This window comes from Pontibacter chinhatensis (assembly GCF_900113285.1).
Classification (GTDB): domain Bacteria; phylum Bacteroidota; class Bacteroidia; order Cytophagales; family Hymenobacteraceae; genus Pontibacter; species Pontibacter chinhatensis.
Window position 1 is genome coordinate 135420 of record NZ_FOOT01000007.1, and the last position, 12839, is coordinate 148258.

The following is a 12839-nucleotide window of genomic DNA, read 5'->3' on the forward strand; positions in this document are numbered from 1 at the left end:
GCTGCAGCTTTGAACTATCTGTAGCCCGGAATTGATTTATACTTTCGAAGCATAACTTTGGAGACGCAACTTGTTGCGTCTCTGCTTTTTTATACTTTATCCCCATGATTGAGGTAAGACGCGCCACCACAGCGCAGGACCAGCAGGAGGCCTTTGGCATTCGTGAGAAAGTTTTTGTGCAGGAGCAGCAGGTGCCCCGCGAGGCCGAGTATGATGAACACGAGCCCACTGCCAGCCACTACCTGGCCGCCTTTAACGGGGTGCCCTGCGGGGCGGCCCGCTGGCGCAAAACTGAGGTCGGTGTAAAGCTAGAGCGCTTTGCCGTGTTGCCCGAGTTCCGCAACAAAAGTATAGGCGGCGAAGTGCTAAGGCTTGTGCTGCAGCATGTGCAATCTGAGCAGCCGGGGCAAAAAATCTACCTGCACGCCCAACTGCCGGCGGTAAATTTTTACAAGCGCCATGGCTTTGTAACAGAAGGGGATATGTTCACCGAATGCGACATCCAGCACTACAAGATGTACTATAAAGGCTGATGCTGCGCTGGGCTTCCTACCCGTTTGTGCGCATCACGCTTGGTTTTATAGCGGGTATCCTCCTTTATTTTTCCTTTGGAGAGCAACTGGGCCACGGGCTCTGGATGCTTGCCTTCTCCTTTCTTGCATTTATACTTGCGGCCATACTTAGCCGAAAGTATAAAACTGCCTTTGCTACGGATGTGGCAGGTATGGCAGGACTTTTGACCTTTTTGGCGCTGGGCTATTCGGCCACGCACGCTAATATCGAGCTCAACCAGCCGCAGCACCTTGCGCACCTGCCAACCCCGTCAACCCACTACAAAGGCGTGGTGTCGGACTATGTGCTGCAGAAACCTGGCTACCAGCGCACGGTGCTGCAGGTAGAGCAGGTACGGGTGAACGGTAAATGGCAGGCTGCCACGGGTAAAGTACAGCTCTCGGTGCCCCACGACTCGGAGCGGGCATACGAGGTAAGCTATGGCGATGTGTTGCTGGTGAGAGGTGCGCCGCAGGAGGTAGCCCCGCCGCTAAACCCCGGCCAGTTTAACTACAAAGCTTTCCTGGCCAACAAGAACATCCACCATCAGCATTACCTGCGCCCGCTACAGTACCAGCAGATTTCTTCCAGCCCACCCAATCCTATACTTTATCACAGCATCCTGTTGCGCCGCCAGATGGACAACATCCTGCGTGAAGGGGTGGGGGAGAAGCGGGAGTACGCCATCTCCTCGGCCCTTATACTTGGCGTGAAGGATGAACTGGATAACAGCATCCGCCAAGCATATGCCGACACGGGTACCATGCACGTGCTGGCGGTGTCGGGGCTGCATGTAGGGCTTGTTTACGGTGTGCTGATGTTCTTGCTGGCCCGCATCGGGTCTACGGACAGGCAGCGCTGGCTAGGAGCTATACTTATGCTGGGCGTGCTCTGGCTGTATGCGTTTATCACCGGCCTCTCGCCGTCGGTAATGCGGGCAGTGCTTATGTTTAGTTTGGTGACAGTAGGCATAGCGTTGCGGCGGCGCACAGTGGTGTATAACACCATTGCCTTCGCGGCATTGGTGCTGCTGTACATTAACCCCTTCAATTTGCTGGAGGTCGGGTTTCAGCTCTCTTTTCTGGCAGTGCTGGGGATTGTGTACCTGCAACCAAGGCTGAGCAGGATATGGGAAATACCTAACCGGGCGCTGAACTGGCTTTGGCTTTCGCTAACGGTGTCGGTGGCGGCGCAAGTGGCTACTACGCCGCTTAGCTTATACTACTTCCACCAGTTTCCGGTATATTTCTGGGTAGCTAATATTCTGGTGGTGCCGGCTGCAACGCTTGTGCTTTGGTCAGGGATGGCGGCGCTGGCGTTTAGCTGGGTGCCCGGACTTGGGTGGCTGCTGTTTCAGGTGCACTTCTGGCTGATTTGGGCGATGAACGCGTTCAACCTGTGGGTGCAGCGCTGGCCGCAAGCTATTATTACCGGGGTTGATATCAGTGCATGGCAGACCTGGTTGCTATACTTGCTGCTATTCGTGTTCATACTTTTCCTGGCCCTGAAGAAACTGCGCTACCTAAGTATAGCGGTAGGGCTAGTGGCCATACTTTCGGTGCAGCAAGTATGGAAAGAGATGCAGCAAAGGCAGCAGCGGCAGCTGGTGGTGTACAGCGTTCGCAGCGGCACAAGCATCGGGCTGGTACAAGGGCAGCAGGCCATGCTGGTAGCGGACTCGGCTTTTCTGCAAAACCAGCAGAGCTATACTTTTAACGTGCAGCCGCACCTTTGGCAGTCAGGTGTAGCAGCGCCTACCCAGGTGTCTTTTGCCTCTCCCGCAGCTCCTGCCGTGCTGTTGCCTGACAGTAACCAGCTACTGGTGTGGCAGGGGCAACGCTGGCTTATACTTTCCAAGCCGCCTAAACTCCAGCCTAAGCCAGGCTTTGCTGTGGATTACGTGTTGCTCCGCCAGAACGTGCGGGTAAAGCCGGAGCGCCTGCAGCAGTACACGTTCAGCAAACTTATACTGGACGGCTCCAGCGCACCCTGGTACCGCCAGCGCCTGCACCAGCAGCTCGACACGCTCGGCATTCCATATTATGATGTTGCTGAATCCGGGGCGTTTGAGCTGGAGTTGTAGGGTGCTGGATAGCTACCTCTTTAGGGCTTTGTAGTGCCGGGTCCAACCACCCCTTGCCCCTCCTTAGCCAAGGAGGGGAGTTCTGTTCAAGTTGCATTAGCAGCAGCTATCGAATTGCTTCCCAGCCTTTGGGTTGAGCGCCTTGTAGATTTCTGGTGCCCGTTAAGGGCATTGCGACCGAAGGGTAGCAAAAGAAATGTACACCGCGCGATGCCCGAAGGCGAGGCCTCCCGGCCTGGGAGGGCAGAAAGTATACTATGGAACGTTAGGTTGGTGGGAACTGGAGGATGAACGGCAGCTAATAAGTATAGCCTGCTTCAAATGGCAGGAAGCAGCGGCTATGAAAGTATAGCCAAAGTATAAAGTATGGCTTTTCAAGCCAGTTGGGTTGCAAACTCAACATTATAGTAGGCACGAGTTGTAAACTCGCGCCAGCGGGGGAGCGAGGTCACCAAATAACTCACTGGAAGCGACGAGCCCAAAGACTGGAAAAGGCTATAAAAGCAAAAAGCTCTATTCCGTTCAGAATAGAGCTTTGAAAGTGCGCACGGGGAGATTCGAACTCCCACACCCGAAGGCACCACCCCCTCAAGATGGCGTGTCTACCGATTTCACCACGTGCGCTGGTAAAAGGTGGATGCAAAAGTATAAACCTGCTCCGACAATTGCAAAAGCAAGCTTCTAAAAAATGTGTTTTTTATACTTTAAAGCTAAAGTTCTGCGCCGAAAGAACCTTATTTAGTTGCATCAGTGTTAGCAAATAGAAGCATTTCTCTTGCTTTTGAAAGTATAAAATTTTCGTGATAAAATGGCTGCTTGCTTGGGCGGTTACAGAGAATGTTTATACCTTTAAGGCTTGTGCTGTAGGTGGATAGCATGCTTTTACTCTTAAGGCTTTACATCGTTAAAAGAATATATGAGTATAGAAATATCGGGATTGTCGAAAAGGTTTGGCAAGAAACAGGTGCTGCAGGAGCTGGACCTGACAATAGAAAGCGGACAGATTTACTGCCTGCTGGGAAAAAACGGTGTAGGCAAAAGTACTTTCCTCAACTGCCTTCTCGACCTGGTGCAGCCCGATAGCGGCAGCATCGCCCTGTTCGGCAAAGACTACCACCGGCATCAACTGGAGGTGAAGCAGAACCTGGGTGCGCTCTGCGAAGACAATCCGCTCATAGAGGAGTTCACAGGCATGGAGTACCTCGGCTTTGTGGCCAGGCTGTACAAGCTGCCGGCTGCAGAGGCAGAGGAACGCATCAAAAGCCTGGTAAACTACTTCTTTACCGATAAGGAATCACTGCACAAGAACGTGGCCGGCTACTCTACGGGCATGAAGAAGAAGGTGGGCATTGCCGCCGCCATGCTGCACAAGCCGCAGGTGCTTATCCTCGATGAGCCCTTCACCGGCCTCGACCCGATAGCGGCACAGCTGCTGGTGCAGCTTATCCGCAGCTACCGCAACAGCAACCGTGTTATACTTATCTCGTCGCATGACCTGAACTATGTGGAGAAGATTGCCACGCACATTGGGGTGCTGAACGACGGGCAGCTGATGTACAACGGCTCGGTGCAGGAGTTCACCATGAACGGGGCCAGCCTGATAGACCAGGCGCTGTTCCAGCTGCTGTTGCCGCACCACAACACCGAAACCAACCTGGACTGGATGCTTACCTAGTTTAGTTAAAAGTTAAGAGTTTAAAGTTAAAAGTGCACTAGTGCATGATACTCAACTCTTAACTCTCAACTCAAAACTCTTAACTCACTACATGAATTTGATTGTATTCTCTTGCCGTGCCCGCATCAACAGTTTCTTCAGGCAAAAGCGCCTGCAGCGCCTGTTGTTGCTGTCTGTGGGGCTGTTGTCGGCAGGTGTTTATAGTTGGCTTTTCTCGTTTCTGCTGCAGCAGGCCGGCGCGGGGGCTACGATGCTTAGCGTCGAGCAGGTGCTGGAGTATACCAATCTGTTTATACTTGCCATTATCATCCTGAAGGGCTTTTTCCCGGCCTACATACCCAAGGTGAAGCTGATCCCGTCGCTTTACCCGGTGCCGGCGCTGGAGCGGTTCCGGGCGGAGCTGGTCGTAGAGCTGGTGTCGCCGTTTTACTTTGTGCTGGTTAACTTTCTGCTGCTGCTGTACATGATGTCGCCGCTGTACACGTTCCTGCACCTGGTGCAGAGCATACTGGTTATACTTACGGCCCACGTTACCCTGCGCTCGCTGCAGGTGTTTATTGAGCGGCGCATACGCTGGCGGAGCGCTAATTTTTACTCCGCTGCGGTGATGGCGGCAGGATTTGTGGCGCTGCAGGTACGGCAGCCCATGTTTTACCCGGCTTCGGAGTGGATAATGCTGGTGGTGCACCTGGCTGCCCTGAGCGCCCTTGTGCTCTGTAACTTTTTCCTGGAGAAGGCTGCCGCAGAGCCGCGCCGCAAAACCGTGAACCACAGCTCCAGCGCCCGTCGCAGCCTTGGCTGGCGACTGTTCAAGAACCACCGGCAGGCCCGCCAGATGCTTATTTTTGGGTTTGTGTTCAAGGCCTTTATACTTGGGGCGGATGCGTTGGTGTTCACGAAGAAGGGCGAGCACCTGCTGGATGAGGTGACGATGCTATGGATGTTTGTGGGGCCGCTGGTGGTGTTCTCGTATGTGTTTAACAACGTGTGGGGCTTCTACCGAAACCTGTGGCTAACCGTGGAGCGCAGCACCGGCACCGCCCGGGATTTCCTGGGGGCTGCCTGGGTAGCTATGCGCTTGCCGCTGCTGATTGATGCCGTGCTGACCTTTGTGTACGTAGCTGTCTTTAACCACCAGGATGCCTTCTTTGTGGTGATGATGTACATCGGCAGTGTGCTGGTAATGGGACCTCTGAGTATCGTGGCCTCCATTGTGAGCCCGAAGGCGGTGTCGGGTGGCTTGTTCAGCTTTAGCGCTAACTCTTCCTACCTGTTCAACTTCATTGCGCTAAGCGTGCTGGGCCTGCTGTTTCTGCCGATAATTCATCCAATTTTATACCTGGTTTACCCGGTAGTGATAGGGTGTGCCATCTTTGCGCTGGTGGCTGTGCTGAAGGAGTACCCGACGTACAAGTATAAACTCTTCGAAACGCACTTTAAGGCAGAGGCCTAATGTATAAGTATAAAGTATAAAAGTATAGCCCCGGCATTTTGTAAGTGCCGGGGCTATACTTTTATACTTGTTAGTGACTTCTTTCTCAGGAGAAGAATAAGTTGCTCTCTTTTAATTTCAACTCGTACTCCTCCTTTTTAAACCGGTACAGATAAGGAGACTTAAAAGCACCCCCCCGCCGGCGTTCTGCGAGGCGCTCCAGTATGCCAAGGCTTAGCATTTTGCGTTGGAAATTACGTGGGTCTAAGCCCTTACCCAGAATGGCCTCGTAAAGGCGCTGAAGCTCCGGCAACGTAAATTTCTCCGGTAAAAGGTTATAGCCGATAGGCTGCCAGCTAAGCTGTGTTCGCAGGGCTTGGCGGGCAACTTGAATGATGCGGTTATGGTCGAACAGCAGGGCCGGGATTTGTTGCACGTCCCACCAGGCGCATTGCTCCGTAAACGGGTCGGGGGTAGGCATAGCTTTGGCGTGGTCTACCAGTGCATAATAGCCCACTGACACGGCCCGCTCATACCACTTGTCCGGGTCTATCAGGTGTTTCAGTTTATACTTTATCTCCTCCCGGTTGTAGCGCTCCACCTCCCCGAACACATGAAACTGCTGCAAAAAGATATCATCCAAACCAGTGCGCTCTTTCAGGATGCGGTTAGCCGCTGCGTCCACTGCCTCGTTTCTGCGGATAGGCCCGCCTGGCAGGCTCCACTCCTGCGTACCCTTCCAGCGCAGGAGCAGCACCTTCAGGCAATCTTCATGGAAGCTCAGGATCACGCAATCCAGCGTGAGTTCAGACAAGTATGGTGAGGCATTGCTGTGGTTGATCTTTTCCTGAGGCATTACGTATGTAAAATTACCAATATGTTATTTTGACATAATAAGGGTATTTCTTATCATTATGTTAAAATAACATATTAAAAGAGCTGTTTGCAACCAATTGAACTGAAATATGCCATACCTCAAAACACTCCTTGTATTTGTATTGCTGGGGCTGCAGCTGCTGCCCGAAGCCAATGCCCAGAAAAAATCTAAATCTGCAGATCTCTTTGCCGCTAACCAGGCCAAAACGGTGAATGGTTTGGTAGAGGGAACCCTGGAAGAAAGCGGGGTCCGCGCCTTTAAAGGAGTGCCGTTTGCCGCGCCGCCTACCGGTGATTTGCGCTGGCGCGAGCCGCAGCCGGTGCAGAACTGGCAAGGCGTGCGCAGCGTCAAAAAGTTCGGGCCACGGGCTATGCAGCTTCCCATTTTCGGGGATATGAACTTCCGCTCGGATGGCATGAGCGAAGACTGCCTGTACCTGAACGTGTGGACCCCAGCTAAATCCGAGAAAGAGAGGCTGCCGGTGCTGGTATACTTTTACGGCGGCGGTTTTATGGCTGGCGACGGCTCCGAGCCACGGTATGACGGTGAAAGTATGGCAAAGAAAGGTATCGTGGCTGTAACAGTAAACTATCGCCTGGGGGCATTCGGTTTTTTTGCGCATCCGGAGCTAACAAAAGAATCGCCACACAAGTCGTCGGGCAATTACGGTTACATGGACCAGAACGCAGCATTGCGCTGGGTAAGGCAGAATATTGCCGCTTTCGGCGGGGATCCTGCCAGGGTAACGATTGCCGGTGAGTCGGCCGGTTCAATCTCTGTGAGCGCCCAAATGGCTAGCCCACTTTCTAAGGATTTGATAGCTGGAGCGATAGGCGAGAGTGGCGCCTTGGTAAACACCGCCCTGGATCCGATTCCGTTGGAGGAGGCAGAGCAGAACGGGGTAAACTTTGCCAGGAGCCTTGGGGCAAATTCACTGGCTGCGCTTCGTGCCATACCTGCACAGCAGCTTCTGGAAGCAACAGGCAAGCCGGGGGTGGGACGTTTTGTGGCTACCCTGGATGGGTACTTCTTCCCGAAATCGCCGGTGGCTATTTTTGCGGCCGGGGAGCAGGCAAAGGTGCCGCTGCTGGCTGGCTGGAACTCCGAGGAAATGACGTACATGGCTGTGCTGGGCAGGGAGGAGCCAACGGTAGAGAACTACACAAAAGCGGTGCAGCGCCTGTACGGAGACAAGGCCGAGGAGATTCTGAAAGTATACCCAGCCTCCACAGCGGAGGAAGCGCTACAAGCTGCCACCGATCTGGCTGGAGATCGCTTTATAGCCTACAGCACCTGGAAGTGGATGGACCTGCACAGCCAGACGAGCAACCAGCCTGTGTACCGATACCTGTACGAACGCCCTCGTCCGCCGATGGTGCCTGAAATGGGCAATGCTTCGGCTGGCTTGGCTGGTGGCGTTGTGAAAGCGGATGACCCGAATGCCTTTAAGATGCCGCAGGCCAGGGGAGCAGTGCACTCCGCTGAGATTGAGTATGCCTTGGGTAACCTTGCCTCCAATAAAGTATACGCCTGGACTCCGGATGATTACAAAGTATCGGAAGTAATGCAGAACTACTTTGCCAACTTTATCAAAACCGGGGATCCTAATGGCAAAGGGTTGCCAACGTGGCCGGCAGCTACCAAAGGCGGCAAGGTGCAGGTAATGCATATAGATGTAAAAACGGAGGCAAAGCCAGAGCAGCACCGTGCCCGCTACGAACTGTTGGACAAGATGCAGACGAAGTAACTGCAATTAGGAGTTTAAAAGTATAGCCCTGGCATTTCTCAATTGCCGGGGCTATACTTTTTTCAGGTCTTCCAAAGTATAAATTCCGGTGCCTTGCAGCGCATCCAACTCCTGCCGTTGCCTTTCCTTGCAACGGCTTATCCTACCATCCCGTTACCCCAAGGGTAATCACTCAAAGTATAAATGGATGATAAGAATAGGCTATCACATATCGCATGAGCAGTTTCCGCCTAGCCAGTTGCTGCAGTTGGCAAAGCAGGCAGAGGAGGCCGGCTTTCAATTCTGTATTTCTTCGGATCATTTCCATCCCTGGAGCGAGAGGCAGCAGGAGTCGGGCTTTGCTTGGTCGTGGCTGGGGGCTGCCATGGCACAAACCTCGCTGGACTATGGCATCGTGAACTGCCCTGCCTACCGTTACCACCCTGCCATTATAGCCCAGGCTGCCGCTACCTTGGATGAGATGTTTCCGGGCCGGTTCTGGATGTGCCCCGGCAGCGGACAGGCGCTGAACGAGTCTATTACCGGGGAGCGCTGGCCGGCTAAACAGGAGCGGAATGAGCGCCTGAAGGAGAGTGTGGATATGATACGGGCCCTGTGGCGCGGCGAAACGGTAACACACCACGGGCTGGTTAAAGTGGAGAACGCCAAACTGTATACCCGGCCAAAGAAAAAGATCCGGCTGGTTGCTGCGGCCATTACTCCCCAAACGGCTGCCTGGGCTGCTGGCTGGGCTGATGGCCTGATCACGGTATCGCAGCCTGAGGAGAAGCTGGAGCAAGTGGTGGAGGCTTGGAGAAAGAACGGCGGGGAAAACAAGCCCATGATGCTGAAGGTGCAGGTATCTTACGACCAGACGGATGAAGCCGCCCGCACGGGTGCCTATGAGCAGTGGAAGACCAATGTCTTTGCCAGCGACCTGCAGGCAGAACTACGGACGCCCAAGCAGTTTGATCAGGCAGCAGCGTTTGTGAAGCCCGAAGAAATGGAAGGTGCCGTAAATATCTCCAGCGACCTTGAAAAGCATATCCAGTGGCTGGAGAAGTATGCAGCGATGGGCTTTACTGATCTGGATCTGCACAACGTGAACACCAAGCAGGAGCAGTTTATCCGGGTGTTTGGCGAGAAGGTTCTACCGCATTTCCGGAACAAGTAAATCACAGGCTTATACTTCAACCAAAGTATAAGCGCCGTTCGAAGCAACTTTTTAAACAGGGTTATACTTGTTTAGCGGGTAGTAACTCAGTGAGGTCCAGCACCTGCGCCTCAACATCGGCTTTTAACTCCACCGACAGCGTTACCTTATCCGGCAGGGGCGTAATGTCCTGTACGCGCACCTCGTTTACGGTCCCTAACAGTTTAATGCCTTTTAGCTGTAGTCCCTCCTGCAACATGCCATTTGCCTTCTGTAGCTCGCCAGAAATGATATGCTTTAGGTTTACCCTTGCCTTACTCATGATTTGATTGTAGGCGACTTTGTTCACCAGTACCTCCAGGCCTGTATTAAAGAGCGTGCTGTTGGTTCTGGAGGTTAGATGGAACTGCTGTACATATAATTGCTGCGCGGTATTATCATAGCCCAAAGTTGCCAGCACATACAGGTCCACGTTGTCGCGCTTCAGCATGGTGCGCAGAATCCGGATTCTTATCCGCAGGATAACCTGGTTGCTGCCTGAGCTGCTGCCGCTAATGCCCACGTCCAGGATCTGCGCATAAGGATCGCCGGCTTCCTGTTCAGGAATATACTTGCCAATCAATTGGTTTTTAAGCACGCCCTGCAAGGCAGGGTAGGAGATGGAGACAGGTACGTAGATTCTTACGGAATCTTCCATAGCGTAAAAATAGTTTTCTTCGGGTGATACAGCGGCTGTTAGCGTTAGTGTTTACAGGTATATAGGGATGTTTGTTTGAAGTATAAATGAAAAAAGCCTCAAACAATTGAGTTTGAGGCTTTTTATACTTGTGATCCCGCTGGGATTCACACCAAACTCAAAACCTTCTTAATGACAGTTTAAAAGTGTATTTTAGACCAGTGTTAGTGAAAATCCAATGACTTTTAGTGACAAATTAACTATATTTGAATGCATTTATATAGTTGTAATTTAGACACATAGCCAATAATGAGTTTTACAATCAAAGGTTCACTAACAGCTAAGAAAAATAAAAATGGTCTGTACCCCTTAACCATTCGCTACACGATTGGTGGAGTTCCGCACAATATATCACTAAAAACCCCAGATGGCAAAGTTATCTCTGTCGACAAAAATGATTTTGATACTGAGTCTGGCTTAATGAAAAAGACGAAGTCAAACTTTAATGTTCTGAACAATCTTATCAGGACTCATTCCCAGGTTTTGGAAGATGTAGCAGCAGCATCTTCTGATAAATCTTTTAAAACAGTAAAAGAATTATATCTGCATAGACTGGAAGAAATTAAAGCAGAGGAAGTGAGACAGGCAGCGGTTGATAAGCGTGAGGACACTATTTTGAAGGCAAAAAAAATACACACCTTTTTTAGTGCTGAAGAAGCTATAGATAAACGAAAGTCACTTACTAAAAGCTTAATCGAAATTGATAAAGAATTAGAGCAATACAAAGCTGAGGGAGTTATAAGCGAACTTAATGAAGAAGAAGAACTCTTTAAAAAGTTGTTAGTTGAGTTTCCTAAAATGTATGAGAAGAAGCCGAGTTATAAGCAATATAAATCGTGGGCTTCCAACCTCTTAGAGTTTAGCCAGCAAACAAACACCCCGCTTCTCTTTTCCCAATTAGATTACGACTTTTATGATAAATACGGAACATATCTGATGTTTGAAAGGATGAAGGGGAAGGTTAAAATGGTTAACAATACCTTCGGTGGCCAGGTAAAAAAGCTGATACAATTCGTTAGTTGGTGCAGAAGAGTAAAAAGAGTAAAGAATGTTAATCTTATTTATGAAGATTATACTGTATATAGGAAATCTAAAGACACTATCATTTTTCTTGAGGATTCCGAAATTGAGTTGCTTTACAACGAGTACAGACAACAAGTTTCCGATGCAAAAAAACGAATGATTGATTTAACTGTGTTCCAGTGTTGCACAGGCTTAAGATATGGAGACATATATGCATCCTCATGGGTAGTAAAGAATATTGATGGAATTAAAGTGTTGACTGGTGAGACTGAGAAGAATGAAGGTAATTATGTAATTCCCTTCGAATTAGACAGCCGTATTGAAGAAATATTGGAAAGGTATGATTACAAAATGAATCATATGGTTGAGGGAGTTTATAATAGAGATATAAAGCCTTTATTAAAGGAGTTTTATACACACTACGACTTGTATCAAGAACCTATAAAGTATATTAAACAGAGGTTTGAAGAGAGGGAGGAGTTGAGCGATTTTAAGTATAACTTATTTTCATCCCATTGCAATAGAAGACGTTTTATCAACTACTGGAAGTTGCAAGGCTTTGAGGACCAGACCATATTAGATATGCTCGGTAGCAAAGACAGTGAAGTATTACAAGGGTATAAGAAAAAAGACGTATCAACTACCTCAAAAGTCATCACAACTAAGCTATCTCAAATCCGAATGTTAGCCGCTATGAAGGAAGAGCAACTAAGCGCTCAAGATTAGAAATACAGCAAAAATAAATGCGTATGTTGAAGTGACATACGCTCGCTTAACTGAACCGATTCAAGAAGCCTGTCGCTATTTTTCACTGCTACTACTATGCCCGCCATAGGCCTCGAAACAACCATCAACGCACCAGTAGAGGTATGCTTCGACTTGTCTCGTAGCATAGACCTACACATTATCTCAACCAAGCATACTGGTGAGCGTGCGATTGCAGGTGTTACCTCTGGGTTAATAGGTCTGGGTGAAACCGTAACGTGGAAGGCAAAGCATTTTGGGATTTGGCAGCACCTTACCAGCAGAATCACTGGATATGAACGTCCTTACTATTTTGCAGATGAAATGGTAGAGGGTGCATTTAGGCGTTTCAAACATGAACGCCACTTCCAAGTGTCTGGAAACGGTATCACACTGATGCGAGATGTGTTCGACTGCACCTCCCCTTTCGGTATATTCGGGATAGTAGCTGACAAGCTTTTTCTGATGAGGTATATAACCCAACTGCTGGTGGAGCGAAAAAAGGTAATAAAACACTATGCTAAATCTGGAAAGTGGGAAAGCTTGCTAAAAGTTGATAAGTAGTTGGCGTTGACTAATTATAACCATCAACACCGACAACATCATCAACGTTTCGACTGCCTCCGAATCTGTCTCATAAGAAGAAAGTAGCCCAACAAAAACAGCAGCAGCGTAACAGCTTAGGTGTCTTTGACAGGAACAAAAGAAAAGCCTGCCATTGATGATTGGCAGGCTTCTTTATCGGACAGTGTCCAGAAAAGTGTGTAAGTGAGTTCGGGCTGGTGTTTTAGAATCTACATCTTTCCGGGTATAAAGTTACAAACTGGTTCATAATCAG

Annotated in this window: 11 protein-coding genes and 1 tRNA gene; 9 read left to right on the top strand and 3 right to left on the bottom strand. The window is 50.1% G+C overall.

The features are described from left to right. Positions 1-104 precede the first annotated feature (104 nt). The 3 genes from BM040_RS18225 to BM040_RS21855 all read left to right on the top strand — a co-directional run bounded on the left by BM040_RS18225 (position 105) and on the right by BM040_RS21855 (position 2987). Complete coding sequence (locus BM040_RS18225) at positions 105-533, top strand: GNAT family N-acetyltransferase (protein WP_092104562.1); 429 nt, start codon at positions 105-107, stop codon at positions 531-533. After that, positions 533-2635 (top strand): ComEC/Rec2 family competence protein, encoded by a 2103-nt coding sequence (locus tag BM040_RS18230; RefSeq protein WP_092104564.1) that lies wholly within the window; start codon positions 533-535, stop codon positions 2633-2635. The genes BM040_RS18225 and BM040_RS18230 overlap by 1 nt, the downstream gene beginning before the upstream one ends. A gap of 196 nt (positions 2636-2831) precedes the next feature. Then, complete coding sequence (locus BM040_RS21855) at positions 2832-2987, top strand: hypothetical protein (RefSeq protein ID WP_175491120.1); 156 nt, start codon at positions 2832-2834, stop codon at positions 2985-2987. A gap of 190 nt (positions 2988-3177) precedes the next feature. Here the strand turns inward: BM040_RS21855 and BM040_RS18235 are convergent. After that, positions 3178-3259, bottom strand: a tRNA-Leu gene (locus BM040_RS18235). 292 nt (positions 3260-3551) lie between these two features. Here BM040_RS18235 and BM040_RS18240 point away from each other — a divergent pair. Together BM040_RS18240 and BM040_RS18245 are read left to right on the top strand one after the other, a co-directional pair. Continuing rightward, a complete protein-coding gene (locus BM040_RS18240; protein WP_092104566.1) occupies positions 3552-4310 on the top strand; it encodes an ABC transporter ATP-binding protein in 759 nt (252 codons plus the stop codon). A gap of 91 nt (positions 4311-4401) precedes the next feature. Next, the gene (locus BM040_RS18245) at positions 4402-5763 is read left to right on the top strand and encodes a hypothetical protein (RefSeq protein WP_092104568.1); all 1362 of its coding nucleotides are present in this window, start codon (positions 4402-4404) and stop codon (positions 5761-5763) included. Between the two features lie 85 nt (positions 5764-5848). Here the strand turns inward: BM040_RS18245 and BM040_RS18250 are convergent, their stop codons facing one another. After that, positions 5849-6598, bottom strand: a complete 750-nt coding sequence (locus BM040_RS18250) for an NUDIX hydrolase (RefSeq protein ID WP_092104570.1) — start codon at positions 6596-6598, stop codon at positions 5849-5851. 109 nt (positions 6599-6707) lie between these two features. On the opposite strand from BM040_RS18250, the gene BM040_RS18255 reads away from it, so the two are divergent. Beyond that, a complete protein-coding gene (locus BM040_RS18255) occupies positions 6708-8366 on the top strand; it encodes a carboxylesterase/lipase family protein (protein WP_092104572.1) in 1659 nt (552 codons plus the stop codon). Between the two features lie 187 nt (positions 8367-8553). Next, positions 8554-9519 carry a TIGR03885 family FMN-dependent LLM class oxidoreductase gene (locus tag BM040_RS18260; RefSeq protein ID WP_092104574.1) on the top strand — a complete coding sequence of 322 codons (966 nt, stop codon included), beginning with the start codon at positions 8554-8556 and terminating at the stop codon, positions 9517-9519. A 61-nt stretch (positions 9520-9580) separates the two neighbouring features. Here the strand turns inward: BM040_RS18260 and BM040_RS18265 are convergent, their stop codons facing one another. Beyond that, complete coding sequence (locus tag BM040_RS18265) at positions 9581-10195, bottom strand: DUF4403 family protein (protein ID WP_092104576.1); 615 nt, start codon at positions 10193-10195, stop codon at positions 9581-9583. A 288-nt stretch (positions 10196-10483) separates the two neighbouring features. On the opposite strand from BM040_RS18265, the gene BM040_RS18270 reads away from it, so the two are divergent. Then, positions 10484-11983, top strand: a complete 1500-nt coding sequence (locus tag BM040_RS18270; protein WP_092104578.1) for a phage integrase SAM-like domain-containing protein — start codon at positions 10484-10486, stop codon at positions 11981-11983. Positions 11984-12079: 96 nt separating this feature from the next. Continuing rightward, a complete protein-coding gene (locus BM040_RS18275) occupies positions 12080-12565 on the top strand; it encodes an SRPBCC family protein (protein WP_092104580.1) in 486 nt (161 codons plus the stop codon). The last annotated feature ends 274 nt before the right edge of the window (positions 12566-12839 follow it).